The organism is Streptococcus taoyuanensis, assembly GCF_029589235.1.
In the GTDB taxonomy this organism is placed as follows: Bacteria; Bacillota; Bacilli; order Lactobacillales; family Streptococcaceae; genus Streptococcus; species Streptococcus taoyuanensis.
This window is the reverse complement of record NZ_JARQVW010000009.1, coordinates 41,777-59,413: the sequence shown is the minus strand read 5'-3', so window position 1 is coordinate 59,413 and position 17,637 is coordinate 41,777. Positions and strand designations below refer to the sequence as shown.

The following is a 17,637-nucleotide window of genomic DNA, read 5'->3' as shown; positions in this document are numbered from 1 at the left end:
CTACTCCTTGTGGTCGCTAGACTCAGTCGAGCTTGCAGTTGTAGAAGACGAGCTTTCTGTTGAGGAACCTTCTGTAGACGAAGCCGTTGTTGAGCTGCTAGTGGAAGCTTTGGTTTCATCTGTCTCTGCTTCCAAGAGTTTAGAGCGGGCATCCCAGTATTTCTTGTATTCGCCCTCTAGCTCAGAGAGTTTCTTCTCGCGCTGTTCACCAGAGAGTTTTTCGCTATCACGTGTCGCCTTGATTTCTTTACGAAGGGCATAGATGATCAAGTCTGAATCGTCGATCCGCTTGGCTGTATCCAGCGCTTGGGTAAAGTCATGACGGCCGATATAGATCCAGTAGTGGAGATAGAGACTGTCTGATTTGAGCGTGACGTTGTTAAGGATGACCTTCTTTTGATCTTCTGAGAAATTCAAGCCTTGCAAATAAGACGTTGCCAACTCATATTTCTGTGTCGTTGGAAGACTGCTTGGAGCTACTCCCTCCAATTCATCGATCACACCGGTATAGTCTACCTTGAGATAGGCTGTATCCGCTTGAAGCAACTTTTCTTTAAAGGGTGCTTGGAAAAAGACCAAATAAATCAAAGGCAAGAGTAAGAGGGCCACTACAGCGGAAAGCCACACTGTTGCCAACTTAAAGATTCGGTGTTGACGACTCGAAACCAAGGTCAAGGTCTTTTCTTCCTCTTCCTTGCGTTCTTGGTAGGCTTTCTCTAAGAGAACTTTCATCTCTTCTAAGCTAGCGGCATCACGGATTTCCACCAAGAAATCAGGTAGATCTTCTAATTCGAGTGTCCCTTGATAGAGCTCCATGAAATCCCAGTCCCCAAAAAGAGTGACCGCATAGCACTTGGCCTGACGCAAGAATTCAACCTGATCCCACTTGCGTGGCACCATCATTCCCGGAACCCCGCGATAAGCAATCTTGACTTGCGCATCCTTGGTCACAAACAAATTGATGGGATGCAACATAAAGGTCACCGGAAGCTCCAAGGCTGGCGCCAAATCTAAGACATTAATGGCTAGACGCAAACGGTCTGAAACCGGTAATGCCTGAATTTCTTCTGCACTCAAGCCTAGAGCATCTGTCTGATAGGTCAGATGAATCTGGTCTTGATCCGCTGTCATGCTTTGCTCTAAAAACAAGGGATGATGGAGATCCAAAATCCATAAATTGCGTAAATCCTGGCTATCCACTTCTGAACGCTTAAGGTCCAGCCGCCAGCTCGTTTCTTCTTTTTCAAAACGGAAGACTTGTTCTTCCAGTGTAAATTGTTCTTCTTTCACCTTACCACTCCTCTATCTCGATCAGATCACCACTTGTGATCGGATACTCCTGTACCACCTTGCCTTCATCTAGCAAGATGCCCTTATTTACCACGCGCAACTGATACTTGCTTCTAGGTTCCATGGCAGACCCAAAGATCTGATCCAATTCGCGAATCAAGCGTCGCACCTCCATCCTTGTTGGGATTCGGAGGTCATGGCTTGCACCATTCATACGGAAGGTGACATTGATATGTTGGTCCATTTAGGCCTCTTTTCTATAGATTCGATAGGAAATATAGCCAGCAATCCCAAAGAGAAGAGCACTCCAAGCCAGCATTTGCAAGGCTGGAATAAAATCCGACAAGCTGGCCGAATTGTCCTCCACATTGGACTCGAATTTAGATAATTTTTGATTTTCAGGCTGGAATAGGTCCGCTTCAGGCCCTGTTTTTTTCTTTCCCTTTATAGCAGAAAACAACTGGCCGTCTGAATCGGTCAATTGTTTCTCTTGCTTGCGTTTTTCATCTGCTAATTTTTTCTGATCCTTCTCATTGAAAAGAGACTCAGTCGCATCCAATTGGCCCCCAAGTGTCTTTTCCTGCTCTGTCTCAAGACGTGAGTTGTTGACCTGCAGACGATTATCAATAAAATCATCTGCAGAAACAACAACCGCTGGCAAGAGACTTAAGACAAAGAGAAGATACATCATTTTTTTCATAAGCTTGATTCAATTTCCTTTGTTTGAGTAAACTTCTTAGGAATGAAGATATTGGCAACCGCCAAAAGTCCGAAGAAGACCAACAATCCGAAGAAGACGCCGATACCGGCTGTTTGTCCATCAAAGTAACCCGCAAACTGTCCTTCTAAAATAGAAAGGAGGTTGACATTTTTCACCAGTGCTGGAAGGCCTGACAAGGTCGCGGTCGTTCCGATCGCGCTTGATAGGTAGACATAGCTGATCAACATGAAGAAGGCCAGTCCCATTCCAATCACACGGAAGTGTTTCAAGAGAAGGTATTGTAGTTGTACCAAGACAAAGCTTGCTAGAACCGCTAAGAATACCCATGAAGGTACATATTCACGACCAACAGAGAGTTGAATACTTGAAATCATTCCGATCACCAGTCCAAGGATGAGAGAAAGTCCCATAAGGACACCGACAGACAAGAGATCTGATTCTTGCAAACGATCCAATTTGAAACGATCCTTAACCTTGCGAATGATTGGTTGCGTCGCAAAGAGATAAGCTGTAAAGAGACTCAAGACTTCCAACATAAAGATCCAGATAAATGGACGGTAGACGTTGATAGTCGCTTTCACAGAAGAAGATTTCTCTGCAACTGGATTTGACAAGAAGTCGAGCAAGACTTCATTCGGCACTCCGTTTTCATAGGCATTGTTGAAGACCTTACGGAAGGCTTCGACAAAGTTCCCATTTTCAGACAATTCCTTGTCGAATTCACCCATCAAGCTCTCTGCATTGCTAGACAATTTCTCTGTATTGCCTTGGGCTTTTTCCAATTCTTTGTTCAATTGGCTAAAGATTTCATTGGTAGAGTTAGCAGCTTCTACATTGCTACGAGATGAGCTCTTAACGCCTTCTGTCGAGCTCAATAATGACGTGTATTCAGAACCAAGAGCTGACAAATCTGCATCGGTCTTGGTTTGAGCCTGTGTCACTGTTTCTTGTGCAGATGAGATAGCTTCTAGGCGTTTTTGAAGGTCTGCATACTGCTTCAATTGATCGTTGATATTTTGGGTTAGATCCTTGTTGGTGTTTTCGATTGCTTGAAGATTTGCCTGCAATTGTGGTCCCAAGTCTTGCAACTGTTTAAGTGTACCATCTAACTGGGCTTTCACACTCTTCGTTGCATCCCCAGATTCATCCGTTTCAATACTCTTACGGTAATCCTTCATGTTACTTGAAACGGCAGCCTTCACGACATCGACCAAAGCATCTGTCAAATCCATATCTTCGATCGGATCATAGAGCGAATGACGATCTCCCTTGTCATCTTTTGGATAGTAGGCATCGATCAATGCTCCCGCACGTTGATAATCCAGGGCGATTTCACTAGCTTTCGATGCATAGTTAGCAACCGCTGTTTTCAAATCTTCTGCAGATACGGTCACACTGGTTGAAGAAACCCCATTCACAAGAACTTCAACATCAATCGCGCTTGGCATAGTTCCCCCATCTTCAGCGAGGTGAATTTGGATTTGTTTGCCATCTTTCAGTTCGACTTCCTGCTCGCCGCTACCTGCATAAGTCTGTCCATCATAGGTCCAAGTATCAACCTTGACCCCTGCAGGGACATGAATACTAACTTTCTGTTTCCCAGATTTAGCATTGAGAACATTCGCAACTGCCGTTAATTTAGCATCCACTTCAGCAGCCAATCGTTTCAAGTCATCGGCATTCCCTTTTGCCTGCCCCTTCGTACCAGCAAAAGCACTATCAAAATCAATCGCTACGTTGAGATTTCCATACTTATTCAGATTAAGACTAGCAGGATCTAAAGACGGAAGTTTTTCAATTGCTTGACGAATGTCATCATCTGCTTTATTACGAGCCTTACTGATGGTTTCGATATTTTTCTTTCCAAGCAAGGTACGAAGTGTGACTTTGTCTCCTTCTTTTAGACCATAGTAGTCAAATATCTTCACTTTTACAGAAGACTCGATGTTCTTTTCATGCTCATCCAGTTTATCGCGTTCTGCCTTGATCCCTTTTTCAAGGTCTGCCACACGATCATTCACATCTTTTGTCAAGCCTGCATAGGTCTTGGTACCTGAAGCATCTCCTTCGGTTTCAGCTGGTTGACTCAATTGTTTAGTAATCGCTTCTTGGTTTTGTTGTAGATTCTTATACAACTCTTGGGTCTTTTCACTGACAACAGACTGGTTCATAGACATCAGCTGGTTCATGAACTCTTCATGGCTGATCTTATCCTCAGAGCGTTGCTTGATCAATGTGTCGAAGTTTTGACCGTACTGATCCTGAGATTGGGTCAATTGATCAAAAGCCTGTGTATAAGACTCAAGGACTGTCTTCAAGGCATTATTCGACTCGACAGAAGACGTAGACAAGCTATAGAGACTTGGAAAGATATTCTTGGAATCCAAGGCCGAATCCAGCAAGTTGCTTCGGTATGAACCAATGTTGGTCGATTGGATTTTGTTACTTGTTTCCACGTTCTTCTGAGCTGTATAAAGGTTGCTCAAAATGCTAACCATATACATATCAACCAACTGGCTATTCAAGTCTGAAACAATATCTTTAGCGACTTTATTGGCCTCGTTTTCAACCTGAGAATTTCCAGCCGCATTGACCTTATACGTCACCGTTGTCTTCTCTGCATTAACCGCGTTCACTTCCAAGACCTTCTCTGAGAAGTCACTTGGAATGACAATCATCAATTGGTACTTGCCATCTGCAAGCCCTGACTCAGCGGCTCCACGAGGGAGTACAGACCAGTTTTGTGAATTATCCCGTTCGATATTCTTTACATAGCTAGCCCCAAGGTTGTATTCTTTATCATTCAGTTTGACCGCCTTGTCTTCATTGACAACCGCAATGTTGAGCTTGGTGTTTTCTGTCGTTTGCACGGTCTTGGCTTCGTTTTGCTTTTGGTCCTTTTGAACCGTCGTATAAAGACCCACTACAGATCCCATCAAAAGGAGCACAACCGCACTCTGACCGATGTATTTTAACCATTTTTTATTTTTAACTTCCATACCTTTTCCTTTTTCTAATTCATAGATACAAAATAGGGGTTAGGAATTAAGAATCTAACCCCTATTTTCTATATATCAAAAGACAAAAGGGTGATCTACCTACAAGAAGTAAGATCACCTCCAAGACTATCTTAGTGGATTTGTGCAGCGATATCTTGGTCAGTTTGTTCAACGATATCAGCAACTTTGATCAATTGAGCGTTGATGTCTTCCAACAATTGAGCGAATTGTTTGATTTTTGGAGATAATTCGTTGAATTGTGCTTCAAAGCTATCAAATGCAGATCCATCCCAGTTTGCATCGATGACTTGTTGTTCATGAGTCAAAGTGTTAAGGATTTGATCGATTTCTTGAGAACCTTGTGCATAGCGTTGTGCTGATTGACGTAGTTCTTCTGGAGTTAATTTAATTTGAGCCATATGTTTCTCCTTTTGGGCTGATACCCTTATATTTTTTTCATAAACAATACATTTTAGTACGAATTAGTAAAATGCCAGATAACTGTATATTTTACCTTTTGCTCCCTTCTTGTATTATTTACTTAAAAATATCTTAATGAAATATTGCCAGAATGTCAAGTTTAGAGGGCTAACTGATAAAACATTGTAACTTTGTTACAATCGTGTAATACTTTGTCATAAACCTGTAATATATTTTCTGAATTCCTTGCCCCAGTAGTCTCCAACTAGTATTATTTCCGGAAAGAAAAGAAGACACTCTGTCCTTTTATATTAACTCAACACATAGATAAAAATTGTTGATTTTAGGTGTTTTTAAAAGCAAATTTCGAAGATTTTTGTATATTTTTTCATTTTTAAAACTTTTATGGTATAATGAAACCTGTTCAAAACTTGTTTCATACAAGATCGAACACCATTAACCTATAAGGAGTATATATGAAAAAATTTCTACTTGCCTCTGTCTGTCTACTAGCTCTTACCGCTTGTAGCCAAGGCCAACAAGGCAAAGGAACTACTGCCGCTTCTTCCAAACAAGAGGCCACTCAAAACAAAAAGGAGCAAGTCCAAACCAAGACCTTTGTTAGTGACCTCGGTGATCATCATCAAAACAAAATTCAAATCGGCTACAAAAAAGATGAAATTGTCTCTTTTACTTTTCTTAGTTTTGAACCCATTTCCTCAGATTTGCAAGACATGGATCTTTCCGAGTTAAAGGAAATCTACCAAGAAGAATTAGAACATAGCGATATCTATAAAAGCTTAAATGGCAAGCCTGGTCTTAACTTCCGCATTCAAATTTCGAAAGATAAACAATCCTATGCCAAGGTCTTACAAGCTGACTTCTCAAAAATCAAGAAAAATGAGTTTGCTTCCATCTACGGGGATCAAGGGGAGGAAGAAACAGCTGAGTTCAAGAAATACCTCAATGGCAAACCTCAAGATCTCTTTACCTATTTCAAAGATCAAGGCCTCAAAGAAGAAAAATAAAAAGAGCTTCCTGAGTTTCATCACCACACTGGTGAGAGCTCAGAAAGCTTTTTCTTATTTGTTCAAGATTGAAAGGGTTTCAAGGAGATTGTCTGCATGAACTTCGATGGTATCTCCTGTCGCTTTGATTTTCACTTCAACGATGCCTTCAGCTGCTTTCTTACCAACTGTTACGCGGATTGGAAGCCCAATCAAATCACTATCGCTGAATTTGACACCAGCGCGTTCATTTCGGTCATCCACTAAGACTTCGTAGCCTTTATTCACCAAGGCTTCTTCGATCCGATCGGTCAAAGCAAGACTCGCTTCATCCTTGACATTGACTGGAATCAAATGCACATCAAATGGCGCCAATTCTTTAGGGAAGTTAATTCCCCAAGCGTAACGGTATTCCCCTTTTGGAGTCTTATTGACAAAGAGGCGTGCATGTTGCTCCATAACGGCTGAAAGAAGACGGCTGACACCGATTCCGTAGCAACCCATGATGATTGGAACCGCACGACCGTTTTCGTCCAAGACATCTGCTCCCATGCTAGCGGAGTAGCGTGTGCCGAGTTTGAAAATGTGACCGATTTCGATCCCACGTGCAAAGTTCAAGACCCCTTTCCCATCTGGTGAGATCTCGCCTTCACGAACTTCACGGATATCGACGTATTCTGCAGTAAAGTCACGTCCTGGGTTGACACCAGTCAAGTGGTAGCCTGTTTCATTGGCACCGACTACTGCATTGCGGCTGTCTTGGACCTTGCGGTCTGCGATAATCTTAACATTTTCAGGAAGATCTACTGGACCGAGAGAGCCAAAATCAGCTCCCAATAATTCTTTCACTTCCACTTCGGTTGCAGGTTCAAAGAAATCTGCGCCGAGATGGTTTTTCAACTTCACTTCATTGAGCTGATCATTACCTACAAGAAGGGCAACAACAGGCTCACCATCTGCAATGTAAACCAAAGTCTTGATAGTAGCTTCTTCTGGAACATTCAAGAATGCAGCTACTTCATCAATCGATTTGACACCTGGTGTTTCCACGCGCTTCACTTCTTCTTCCGCTACGACACGGTTACTTGGCTTGTATTCGTTAGTAGCCATTTCCAAATTCGCAGCATAGGTGGATTCACTTGAATAGGCAATGGTATCTTCACCAGAGACCATCCATTTGAGCAATTCTGCTTTGATTTCTTCTTGGACTTCTGCTGGAATTTCATCAAAGGAAGCAACCGATTTATCTAAAACAACCCAACGATCCAAGTCTGTACGAGCAGGTGTAACAGCCATAAACTCTTGGCTATCTTTTCCGCCCATGGCACCACCATCACCGATGATGGCTTTGTAGTCGATGCCACTGCGGGTGAAGATCCGCTCATAAGCTGCCTTGTATTCATCATAAGTGACATCCAAGCTATCGTAGTTAGCATGGAAGCTATAACCGTCTTTCATGATGAACTCACGGGTCCGCAGAAGACCGTTCCGTGGGCGTTTTTCATCGCGGTATTTTGGTTGAATTTGGTAGAGATTCAACGGCAATTGTTTGTAAGATTTTACTGAGTCGCGCACAATAGCGGTAAAGGTTTCTTCGTGAGTTGGACCTAAGATAAAGTCAGAGCCTTCACGGTTTTTCAACTTATAGAGGTCTTCCCCGTAAGTTTCGTAACGACCAGATTCACGCCAGAGATCCGCACTCAAAAGGGCTGGAGCAAGCATTTCAACTGCTCCAATTTTTTCGAATTCTTGGCGCATGATGCCTTTTGCTTTTTCAATTACTCGATTTGCTAAGGGCAGATAAGAATAGACACCAGCTGATACTTGGCGAACATAACCTGCACGCAACATCAAAGCATGGCTAATGACTTGGGCATCGCTTGGCATTTCGCGAAGCGTTGGAATCAACATTTTACTTTGTTTCATGGACAATATCCTTTTCTATTTCAAAAATAATTTCATAATATCATTCCAGGTGACAGCAATCATCAAAATAACCATTACAGCTACACCTGCAAGCGTCATATAGGTTTCTACTTCTTGTTTCAGTGGCTTTCTCCGGACGACCTCGATCAAATTGATCAAGATTTTCCCACCATCCAAAGCGGGAATCGGGATTAGATTGAAGATCCCAATATTAATAGAGAGCATGGCCATAAGAGACAAGACTGCTGGAATTCCTAATTGAGCAGCTTGTGAGCTGGCATTGTAGATGGCAACCGGACCACCCAGTTTATTGAGACTAAAGTGGAAAATGATATCTTTCAAAGCTCCCAAAATCCGTGTCGCTGTATTCCAGGTATCTGTAAAACCAGACAAGAGTTTATCTACAAATCCTGTCTTGAGGCCATTTGTCACACCCAAATAGTAACGATTCCCTGACTTGGTTGGCTTCACTTTGACTTCTTTTTCTTGGCCGTCTGTTTTGACTTTCAGGGTCAATTCAGGAGCCGTCTTGCTGTCTTTGGTTGCCTTCTCGACAGCATCTGTCAGCTCATCCCAGTTGCTAACGGTATCGTTGTTGACTTGAAGGATCTGAACAGTGCTTTTGACACCGACCTTAGCCAGCGCCCCATCGGGTGCCACCTGAACATTGTTGCTGTAGTAGTCAATCGCACCACCACGCATAAAGGCTAGAAGTGAGTAGACGACAATACTGAGGATAAAGTTGTTCATAGGACCCGCAAAGTTGGTGATCAACCGTCCCCAAATGCTGGCATTCTGATACTGAACATCTCTCGGCGCAATCCGCACTTCTGTCCCATCTTCCTCAACAATGGTCGCATCATGATCGACATCATAAGTCTTGGTCTCATCGAGAACCAAGCCCGTGATTTCTAATTTATCTTCAAAGTCAAACTGGGTAACATTCATGGGAAGGGCTGTCTGATCCAGATTCTTTCCTGAAAGATTGATCCGGACGACCTTACCAGCCTCATTTAGCGTCAAGCTGACAGGCGTTCCAGTTTTAATCTCAGTTGTGTCCTCACCCCAGCCAGCCATACGAACATAACCACCTAAAGGTAAAATGCGAATGGTATAAGCTGTTCCATCTTGACCAATATGGGCAAAGATCTTTGGCCCCATCCCGATCGAGAATTCTCGCACTAGGATGCCCGATTTTTTTGCAAAATAGAAATGACCAAACTCGTGAACGAGAACGATCACTCCAAAAATAACAATAAAGGCAATAAATTGCATCGTTCTATACGTGGTTTCCTTTCTATCTCTTCTGTCTTAGAACAAGCCCAAGAAATGCATCAAGGGAAAGACAAAAATCAAACTATCAAAGCGGTCTAGAACACCACCATGTCCCGGAATAAATTTCCCAGAATCTTTCACACCGAAATGGCGTTTAATCGCGCTCTCTACCAGATCTCCAAACTGACCTGCAATACTAAAGAGGATGGTAAAGAAGATCATCGCAAGAAAACCATGTCCACCTGCCACAGAGCGATCCACGATCATATAGATCACAGTTACCGCAACTGCAGACAAGATTCCCCCAAGACTGCCTTCAATCGTTTTATTAGGAGAAATCGCAGGCATGAGCTTGCGTTTCCCAAACCGACTTCCTACCAGATAAGCACCTGAATCCGTAGCCCAGACAATAAAGAGGGCCAATAAGACCTTATCAATACCAGCGATTCGCGCATCTACTAAGGAATGGAAACCAAGTCCAACATAAAAGCTGGAGGCAATGGGATAGACCACATCTTCATAATTGTAATTCTGAGCAAGAACAGTTGTCCCCATGAGAATCAAGACAACCAGACCATAGGCAATCATATTGGCATCTGCTGGAAGGTAAGGGAGATAGTCCTCGATCGGCAAAGTCAGGACAAAGGCCGCTAACATGGCTAGTGCTCCTTCAAAGGTCGCTGTCTCAAGCCCCTTCATCTTGAGCAATTCATGAACCCCAAGCATGGCGATCAAGCCAATCACAATCTGGAAGAACACCCCTCCAACCATTACTGTTGGAATGAAAAAGAGCAGGGCAATTCCTCCAAAAATCACACGTTTTTGTAAATCTTTCGTCATCATCTTCTCCTAAACACCACCAAATCTCCGATGGCGATGGCTATATTCTACTATGGCACTTCGTAGTGCTTCCTCTCCAAAATCTGGCCACATCACATCTGTGAAATACAACTCACTATAAGCAGCCTGCCAAGGAAGGAAATTACTCAAACGGATCTCTCCGCTGGTACGAATAATCAAATCCGGATCCCTTAGGACGCGTGGCAAACTCTCGGTATAGAGAGAATCTGCGATCATCTCTTCTGTGATATCTTCTGGACTGAACTTCGCATCCAAGACTTCTTGGGCGATCTGCTTCACGGCCTGGGTGATCTCAGCACGTCCACCATAATTGAGCGCGAAATTCAGGATCAAGCCTGTATTGAGATGGGTCATCGCTTCTGCTCTTTCCAAAGCCTCCAGCGTTTCTTTTGGTAATTTCTTGGTATCACCGATCATTTGAATCTTGACATTGTTGCGATGCAATTCGGGGACAAAACGATCATAAAACTCGACCGGCAAGTGCATGATGAACTTGACTTCATCTTCAGGGCGTGTCCAGTTTTCCGTAGAAAAGGCATAGACAGTCAGGACCTGAACCCCCATATTTTTTGCTGCAATCGTCACTTCTTGGAGAGCTTCCATCCCTGCCTTATGACCGAAGACGCGCGGTTGCATCCGCTTTTTCGCCCAGCGACCATTGCCATCCATAATGATCCCAATGTGTTTCGGGACTTCTAAAGGTATCTCGATTTTTTCTTTTTTCTTAAAACGAAACATGTTTTTCTACCTATTTCAATATTTATCGCTTCATTATACCATAAATCCCCATAAAATAGGGATTCTGGCCTCTTTTTTGAACCAGCAGGGCTTTCCTTCATCACATCGTCCTATTTGCCCACCAAAAAAGAGGCCTTTGCCTCTTCTTTGATGATTATTCTTCGATGGCTGAATCGGCATCTGAGTTAGCACCTTCTGTAGCAGTGGCTGAGATTCCTTCTGATACAGGAAGAACTGTTTTGATCGCTCCCAATTCAAAGGTCAGGTAGACACCATCAACATCCAAGACAACGGTCTTGCGGTCTGTGTCGACTTCATCGATGGTTCCGTACAAGCCACCAATCGTGATGACTTCATTTCCTTTTTGAAGTTTATTCAAACTTTCCATCCGTTTTTGATACTGTTTCTTTTGGCTACGGCTCATAAAGTACATCAAACCGACCATAAGAACGAGCATAATTAGCAAACTTCCGCCTTGCATATGTTTCTCCTTTAATTTTCATATATGCTATACTATATCAAATTTCGCCCGTCTTTTCAAGTTTTCCCATCCTCTTCAAGCAAAATCAGAGTCCAGTCTCATAGAGGAGGCAAGTTTTGATGAAAAAGAAAAAAACCACGAAAAGTGGGCTACTGACTAGTCAATCGTAATGCCATACTTTTCATGATTCTCATCATACCAATCAATCAAGGCCAAAGCCGTTTGATAGGTAATATTTTTGATTTTACTCGTTCCCTTCGTCAAAGTCGCCAAGCTCATTTTGCTGATGTTTGTTTCAGTTGCGACACGATAGCTCGTCAAGCGACCGTCAACCATCAGTTGAACAACGGCTTCCACTTTTCTGTATTCGGGAGTTGAGTAGATATCAATTGTATTGCTCATCTTACTTCCATTCCTCAAATTTTATTCTTGTATAGATTATATACTTATTTTCTTTATTTATTAATAATTTTGCTCAAATTGGATTAATTTCACTAATTATTGATGTTTTTTTAGCTCAAATAGGAGGATTTTGGCCTTATACGGCGAATAATTTCCCCCAGGTGGGAAGAAAAAATAAAGACTGCTATATGATAGCAGTCTCTATTTTTCACAAACTAATTCGCCTTAATCTGCTTGTTTATCAGCGTTTTCTTCCTTCTTTGTGTCTTTTTCTCTAATCACAAGGACACCATCTTCCATGTCTGCTTCGAGATGTTTGGCATCCAAGTTATCCAAGTGGAAGTCTGTGACTTTGTCACGGATTTGTTGTTCAACTACCCGACGGAGTGGACGAACACCCATGACTTCATCATAACCTTCTTCAGTCATATATTCTTTGGCTGCATCGCTCACTGCCAAGTCGATTTCTTTCTTAGAAAGGGTCTTATTGACATCTACCAACATCAAATCAACAATCTTAGAAAGATCTTCCTTGCTCAAGTGTGAGAATTCAATGACAGCGTTGAAACGGTTCAAGAATTCTGGACGGAAGTAATGTTTCAAACGATCCATGAGTTCTGGTTTATCCGCATCTTCTGTCAAGTTAGCTTCGTAACCAAATCCAGCGTTTGAAGTGGCGATAATCACAGTGTTCTTGAAGTTGACCGTGTTTCCTTGACCATCTGTCAAACGACCATCATCCAAAACTTGAAGGAGAAGGGTGATGACTTGAGGATCCGCCTTTTCAATTTCGTCAAGAAGGACGATAGAGTAAGGGTTACGGCGAACACGTTCTGTCAAGGTATTGCTGTTATCATCGTAACCAACATAACCAGCTGTTGTACCAATCAATTTAGAAACGGCTGTGCGGTCGCTGTATTCTGACATATCCAAACGGATGATAGCATCTTTGGTTCCGAACATATCAAGAGCCAATTGTTTAGCCAACTCAGTTTTACCAACACCAGTAGGACCTACAAAGAGGAAGCTACCGATTGGACGGTTCCCTTCGTCAAATCCTGCACGGTTCCGACGGATAGCACGTGCCACTGCTTCAACGGCTTTATCTTGACCGATAACCTTAGTTTGCAAACGGTGACCCATATCTTTCAAACGTTCAATATCAGTTGCACCCATTTGAGACACTGGAATACCCGTCATCCGTTCTACTGATTCAGCCACATCGTTGATTGTTGCTGTTACTTTATGGTCTTCCGTATGGTTTTCAATTTTCTTTTCAAGTTCTTCGATTCGAACTTTTGCTTTCAAAGCTGCTTCGTAATCTTCTTTAGCCGCAGCTTCTTCTTGTTTGGTTTTTTCTTCTTCAATTTCATGTTCCACAGCATGGACATCTGTTACTGGATGTTGGGCTGCCAAGTGAGCAGCTGTCACATCGACCAAGTCAATGGCCTTATCAGGCAAGCTACGTTGTGGAATGTATTGGATCGAATAATCAACCGCTGCTTTCAAAACTTCATCTGGCAAGATGACATTGTGGTGTTTTTCATAAAGATCACGGATCCCTTGGAGGATCTTGAAAGTATCTTCAGCTGATGGAGCATTGACTTTCACTTCGTTGAAACGACGAGCAAGAGCCGCATTCTTCAAGATAGTGTTACGGTATTCATCTTGAGTCGTTGCCCCAATGACTGTCAATTCCCCACGTGAAAGAGCAGGTTTGATGATATCCGCAAGACCTTTAGATCCTTGACCATCACCTGTGCTACCTGCACCAAGAATTTGATGGATTTCATCAAAGAAGAGAATGACATTTCCCATAGCCTTGACTTCTTGGATCAGATTTTGAATATTTTCTTCAAAGCTACCACGGTATTGCGTACCAGCTTCTAGACCAGAAATATCAATCGAGATGATTTCTTTATTCTTGATAGCAGCTGGAACATCCCCGTTCACAATAGCTTGTGCCAAACCTTCTACAACTGCTGTTTTACCAACACCGGCATCACCTACAAGGACAGGGTTGTTCTTGGTACGACGAGACAAGATTTCAGCAGTTTCTTGAATTTCTTTATTACGTCCGATGACCGGATCCAATTTTCCTTCACGAGCTTCTTCGGTCAAGTTGCGACCAAGTTTTGCAAGGATCCCATCTTGTTTCATTCCTTTACCTTGATGGTGTTGCACTTGCTCGCTTCCTTCATTTGGAAGTTGACCAGTTTGGCGGTAAATAGCGAATTCTTCAGGTGTCACTTCACGACCGTTGATCATGTAGCGACGGCTTTCAGAACGAAAACCACCCATGTTTCCCATTAGTTGATTGAAAAGATCATCCATATTGTTAAAGTTGTTATTCATATTGTATACCTCTAATTTACATAATTTTAATTCATTCTTGAAAATTAGCAGACCAATTGGCTGCTGTTTGATTGTTTACATAATTTTAATTCATTTATTTAATAATAGCCCTACAGGCTAACAGTTTCTATTTTTCCTTTTATCAATTAGTTGTCTTAATTCTGGAAATAGCATATCACCATCTCCTTTCCACTATTGATATTGTAAACCAGTAGGTTTTCCCAACCTCTTTTTGTTTACATAAATTATTATAACGCAAACGAATTTCTTTGTCAACGCTTTTTTACATAATTTTTAAAAATTTTTTAAAAAAATCTGGATGTCACTCCAGATTCCACATTTAAATAGAAGTCCTTGGCTAGATAGATTTAAATTTCCCAGCTTTTTCTTGAATAGCCGTCTGTACGTTTTTAGCAAATTGACCCACCATGGACTGATCCAGTTGTTTTCCAACTACCTGGACGTCTTCTTCGGCTACTGTTGTAATCGCAGTCAATTCCTCATTGTAACGTTTCGCAACTCCTGCCTTGCAGGCCAATAAAACGGGCGCATAGACAACCCGTATTAATTCTTTTTCAAGTTTCTTGCGACTTTCGATGATCCTCATCTTATCTTTCATATCTAAATCAAAAAAATCTTTAACTGGACTATCACCCATACTTCCTCCTCTTCTATACTATGAAACTTTATCTTGTGCAAACTCCTCTTCCAGTTGGCGTCTATCTTTCCGGTAGGATTGCCATAAATTCTCTTCCTCGATTTCGATCTGTTTTAAGGCTACTTGTGCAGCTTCTCTAGCTTCGAGATCATACTCTTCGATACAGCGATGGAGGGACTCCCATCCACAACTGACATCAACTTCCTGCTCTTGTAAGAAGGAAGCTGCCATCGCAAACTCTTCTTCCAGCATCTGGGTGAAGAGCTGCTGTTTTCTTTCCACTAAGCAACGCTTTTCATCTAACTCCAAGCGCGCTTTTTGGAACTCTCTTTCCAAGTGATCTAGTTTCTTTTCCTTTTTTGAAAGAGTAGATGAAATTAATAAGCTAGTTGTTCCCACTGGTTCATTTCTCCTGCTATTTCTTGATCTTTTGTTTTTAAGAGTTCAATTCCTGCATTCACTTGCTCGTTTAAAGCATGGAATTCATTCGATAAGGACTGATATGCAGCCAAACGATTGTCAAACTTTTCTCTTACTTCAGTGACAATTGTTTGCTTTGTTGCACCAGCCTGTGCATAGGCCTCTTCTACTTCCGCAAGATTGAGAATGAAGCCTTTCGGAACGGTATGTAATACTTTCTCCAAAGCTTCTAAATCTGTATCCAGTTGTGCCTTAGATTTCTGAGCTTGCTCCAGCCCTTCATCCACTACTCGAATCAGCTCATCAGAAGCCAAGCGCGCCTGCAAAGCATCCAGATAGATCCGTTCACTTGAACTCAGTCCACCACCTGTTTTTTGTAATTTATCCTTTAGGCGATAGTAAACCTTCATCCTCTCTTCAATGATTTCCTTGCGAGTGATGGCTTCCGTTCCCTTTTCAAGAACCAAATTCCCATCCTTATCATAGATATAACCATGCATCATATGCTGTCGGCCTATATCTTTCAGATTCTTCGTTTTGAGGTGCTTAACAATCCCACTGGATTCCTTGCTTCCAGAATCCTGATAACCCAAGCTAACCAAATCTTTATGGTCAATGTGATTGTAGATTTTGTACTTCAGCGAATCTATACGCGCTTTTTGCTCGGGTGTTAAGATGGAATAGGCATTAGGACCATTGTATAGATGGACAGTCCCAATATGAGAAGCTTCCTCTTCCGTCAAACAGGCAAGCGCATACTGAATATTCATAGACCCCAGAGAGTGACCGTATAGATCGATCTTGGCATTGGGGTATTTTCGGATCACCTCTTTCAAATGAGCTGCAGCATCTTTAAATTGCGGAGGCGGGAAAGTACCTCTATCTTTGTTGTACTCTTTTAAAATGGTAGCCCCAATAAATACTGGAAACTTTGCTTGACTATCAATTAGAATATCCGTTCCCATACCATATAGATTTGCTTTCGCCTCACGATAAGCATTTGTTATTGGATTACTTCTAATACTCTTGACAAAGCTTTTTACATTATTTCCAACATTTTTATCGAGTAAACTAAACGGATAACTAATAAGTTCCGAAATATTATAATCGGCAGTTTCATCCCTTTTTTTCAAATTCTCCTTAATCTTATCTCTGGTGAATCTTTTCGCATAATCTGTCGCATAATTCGCCGCTCCATTGGGACCAAGAATGTTAGAAGCAGCAGGCAAATCTGTCTTTACCCAATCCGTAAATGTATCATGGAGTAATTTTTGTGTACTTGTTTCAGTTTCAGATCCCTTCATCAAGACTGTCACGTCATGGATTTGGGCACGCGCATCGTCTGAAGCAGTATAGGGGACTGCTTTTTGTTTTTCGCCTTGACCATTGTTAGTAAGAACGAAAACCTGCTCCTCATTATCATTTACATTATCATATATGTGAGCGACATTGCCAATGTATTCTCCAGTTTTCAACCGTACATCTTGATTATAGCTTTCTATCTCATACTCTTTATACGCAATTTCTTTCTTTATTTCATCTGAAAATGATTTATCAAAAGCCATTATTTACCTCTTAATTCATCTGATAATTCTCCTGAGATGACATAACCATTTTGTTCAAATTTGCCATCTGATTCCTCTGTTAAAGTTGTTGTGATTGTTAGGTTATTATCATCATTGATTATAACTTTTATTATTAATCCTCCCATTGGATTATACTTCAATGAATTTTCATTTATCTTGTAACTTTTTATAACTCCTTTATCTGTAAATGCGTTTGGATCTTCTTGCCTTAATAAATTTTCAATCACATCTTTTGCTTTCTTACTCTCTGCGATTTGAATCATTTCTTGTTTCTTGGCAGATTGTCCATTAAAAAAGCTACATCCTCCTAAGCTCAGGCTAAATACTACCATTATCAACACAATTAATTTACTTTTTTTCATTTCTTCCCATTTCTTTCTCTAGTTTTCTTAAAATTTATTATACAAAATTCCATCAACGTCTGAAATGTTACTTTTGTTAAAAAATGTTGCTAAATCGTTACAAGCACTAGCTATTGATGTAACATACCAACTTTGA

Annotated in this window: 17 protein-coding genes; 1 reads left to right on the top strand and 16 read right to left on the bottom strand. The window is 41.6% G+C overall.

Going from position 1 to position 17,637, the window contains the following annotated elements; genetic code table 11:
• The 5 genes from essB to P5Y91_RS06860 form a co-directional block, all read right to left on the bottom strand.
• Positions 1-1,290 carry a type VII secretion protein EssB gene (gene essB / locus P5Y91_RS06880; protein ID WP_277839185.1) on the bottom strand — a complete coding sequence of 430 codons (1,290 nt, stop codon included), beginning with the start codon at positions 1,288-1,290 and terminating at the stop codon, positions 1-3.
• 1 nt (position 1,291) lies between these two features.
• Positions 1,292-1,534: an EsaB/YukD family protein gene (locus P5Y91_RS06875; protein WP_003013697.1), complete on the bottom strand. Its 243-nt coding sequence runs from the start codon at positions 1,532-1,534 to the stop codon at positions 1,292-1,294.
• Entirely contained in the window at positions 1,535-1,990 is a 456-nt protein-coding gene (essA, locus tag P5Y91_RS06870) for a type VII secretion protein EssA (protein WP_024054630.1), read from the bottom strand.
• Positions 1,987-5,010, bottom strand: a complete 3,024-nt coding sequence (gene esaA, locus P5Y91_RS06865) for a type VII secretion protein EsaA (RefSeq protein WP_277839184.1) — start codon at positions 5,008-5,010, stop codon at positions 1,987-1,989. Before esaA ends, essA begins: the two co-directional genes overlap by 4 nt.
• Positions 5,011-5,141: 131 nt before the next feature.
• Positions 5,142-5,429, bottom strand: coding sequence for a WXG100 family type VII secretion target (locus tag P5Y91_RS06860; RefSeq protein WP_031576577.1), 288 nt, complete (start codon positions 5,427-5,429; stop codon positions 5,142-5,144).
• A gap of 477 nt (positions 5,430-5,906) precedes the next feature.
• Between P5Y91_RS06860 and P5Y91_RS06855 the strand changes: the two genes are divergently transcribed.
• On the top strand, positions 5,907-6,458 hold the full coding sequence (locus tag P5Y91_RS06855) for a hypothetical protein (protein WP_277839183.1): 552 nt from the start codon (positions 5,907-5,909) through the stop codon (positions 6,456-6,458).
• 54 nt (positions 6,459-6,512) lie between these two features.
• Here P5Y91_RS06855 and P5Y91_RS06850 read toward each other — a convergent pair whose 3' ends face one another.
• The 11 genes from P5Y91_RS06850 to P5Y91_RS06800 all read right to left on the bottom strand — a co-directional run bounded on the left by P5Y91_RS06850 (position 6,513) and on the right by P5Y91_RS06800 (position 17,501).
• Positions 6,513-8,363, bottom strand: coding sequence for a proline--tRNA ligase (locus tag P5Y91_RS06850; RefSeq protein ID WP_003009975.1), 1,851 nt, complete (start codon positions 8,361-8,363; stop codon positions 6,513-6,515).
• Between the two features lie 15 nt (positions 8,364-8,378).
• The gene (gene rseP, locus P5Y91_RS06845) at positions 8,379-9,638 is read right to left on the bottom strand and encodes an RIP metalloprotease RseP (protein ID WP_070590414.1); all 1,260 of its coding nucleotides are present in this window, start codon (positions 9,636-9,638) and stop codon (positions 8,379-8,381) included.
• 36 nt (positions 9,639-9,674) lie between these two features.
• Positions 9,675-10,478 carry a phosphatidate cytidylyltransferase gene (locus P5Y91_RS06840; RefSeq protein ID WP_214259367.1) on the bottom strand — a complete coding sequence of 268 codons (804 nt, stop codon included), beginning with the start codon at positions 10,476-10,478 and terminating at the stop codon, positions 9,675-9,677.
• 9 nt (positions 10,479-10,487) lie between these two features.
• Positions 10,488-11,237: an undecaprenyl pyrophosphate synthase gene (gene uppS, locus P5Y91_RS06835; RefSeq protein WP_003009971.1), complete on the bottom strand. Its 750-nt coding sequence runs from the start codon at positions 11,235-11,237 to the stop codon at positions 10,488-10,490.
• 154 nt (positions 11,238-11,391) lie between these two features.
• The gene (yajC, locus tag P5Y91_RS06830) at positions 11,392-11,718 is read right to left on the bottom strand and encodes a preprotein translocase subunit YajC (RefSeq protein ID WP_277839182.1); all 327 of its coding nucleotides are present in this window, start codon (positions 11,716-11,718) and stop codon (positions 11,392-11,394) included.
• Between the two features lie 156 nt (positions 11,719-11,874).
• Positions 11,875-12,120, bottom strand: coding sequence for a hypothetical protein (locus P5Y91_RS06825; RefSeq protein WP_003009969.1), 246 nt, complete (start codon positions 12,118-12,120; stop codon positions 11,875-11,877).
• A 225-nt stretch (positions 12,121-12,345) separates the two neighbouring features.
• Entirely contained in the window at positions 12,346-14,475 is a 2,130-nt protein-coding gene (locus tag P5Y91_RS06820; protein ID WP_277839181.1) for an AAA family ATPase, read from the bottom strand.
• A 358-nt stretch (positions 14,476-14,833) separates the two neighbouring features.
• Positions 14,834-15,133, bottom strand: coding sequence for a hypothetical protein (locus P5Y91_RS06815; protein ID WP_254733036.1), 300 nt, complete (start codon positions 15,131-15,133; stop codon positions 14,834-14,836).
• A gap of 18 nt (positions 15,134-15,151) precedes the next feature.
• Positions 15,152-15,532: a type III secretion protein gene (locus P5Y91_RS06810; protein WP_118397299.1), complete on the bottom strand. Its 381-nt coding sequence runs from the start codon at positions 15,530-15,532 to the stop codon at positions 15,152-15,154.
• Entirely contained in the window at positions 15,511-17,118 is a 1,608-nt protein-coding gene (locus P5Y91_RS06805; RefSeq protein ID WP_118397296.1) for a lipase family protein, read from the bottom strand. The genes P5Y91_RS06810 and P5Y91_RS06805 overlap by 22 nt, the downstream gene beginning before the upstream one ends.
• On the bottom strand, positions 17,118-17,501 hold the full coding sequence (locus P5Y91_RS06800) for a DUF1310 family protein (RefSeq protein WP_118095936.1): 384 nt from the start codon (positions 17,499-17,501) through the stop codon (positions 17,118-17,120). The genes P5Y91_RS06805 and P5Y91_RS06800 overlap by 1 nt, the downstream gene beginning before the upstream one ends.
• Positions 17,502-17,637: the final 136 nt, after the last annotated feature.

Coding starts and splice junctions, on each gene's coding strand:
- P5Y91_RS06805 (WP_118397296.1), bottom strand. CDS start 17,118: ATGGCTTTTGATAAATCATTTTCAGATGAAATAAAGAAAGAAATTGCG.
- esaA (WP_277839184.1), bottom strand. CDS start 5,010: ATGGAAGTTAAAAATAAAAAATGGTTAAAATACATCGGTCAGAGTGCG.
- yajC (WP_277839182.1), bottom strand. CDS start 11,718: ATGCAAGGCGGAAGTTTGCTAATTATGCTCGTTCTTATGGTCGGTTTG.
- P5Y91_RS06875 (WP_003013697.1), bottom strand. CDS start 1,534: ATGGACCAACATATCAATGTCACCTTCCGTATGAATGGTGCAAGCCAT.
- P5Y91_RS06800 (WP_118095936.1), bottom strand. CDS start 17,501: ATGAAAAAAAGTAAATTAATTGTGTTGATAATGGTAGTATTTAGCCTG.
- rseP (WP_070590414.1), bottom strand. CDS start 9,638: ATGCAATTTATTGCCTTTATTGTTATTTTTGGAGTGATCGTTCTCGTT.
- P5Y91_RS06850 (WP_003009975.1), bottom strand. CDS start 8,363: ATGAAACAAAGTAAAATGTTGATTCCAACGCTTCGCGAAATGCCAAGC.
- P5Y91_RS06825 (WP_003009969.1), bottom strand. CDS start 12,120: ATGAGCAATACAATTGATATCTACTCAACTCCCGAATACAGAAAAGTG.
- P5Y91_RS06855 (WP_277839183.1), top strand. CDS start 5,907: ATGAAAAAATTTCTACTTGCCTCTGTCTGTCTACTAGCTCTTACCGCT.
- P5Y91_RS06860 (WP_031576577.1), bottom strand. CDS start 5,429: ATGGCTCAAATTAAATTAACTCCAGAAGAACTACGTCAATCAGCACAA.
- P5Y91_RS06815 (WP_254733036.1), bottom strand. CDS start 15,133: ATGGGTGATAGTCCAGTTAAAGATTTTTTTGATTTAGATATGAAAGAT.
- P5Y91_RS06840 (WP_214259367.1), bottom strand. CDS start 10,478: ATGACGAAAGATTTACAAAAACGTGTGATTTTTGGAGGAATTGCCCTG.
- uppS (WP_003009971.1), bottom strand. CDS start 11,237: ATGTTTCGTTTTAAGAAAAAAGAAAAAATCGAGATACCTTTAGAAGTC.
- P5Y91_RS06820 (WP_277839181.1), bottom strand. CDS start 14,475: ATGAATAACAACTTTAACAATATGGATGATCTTTTCAATCAACTAATG.
- essA (WP_024054630.1), bottom strand. CDS start 1,990: ATGAAAAAAATGATGTATCTTCTCTTTGTCTTAAGTCTCTTGCCAGCG.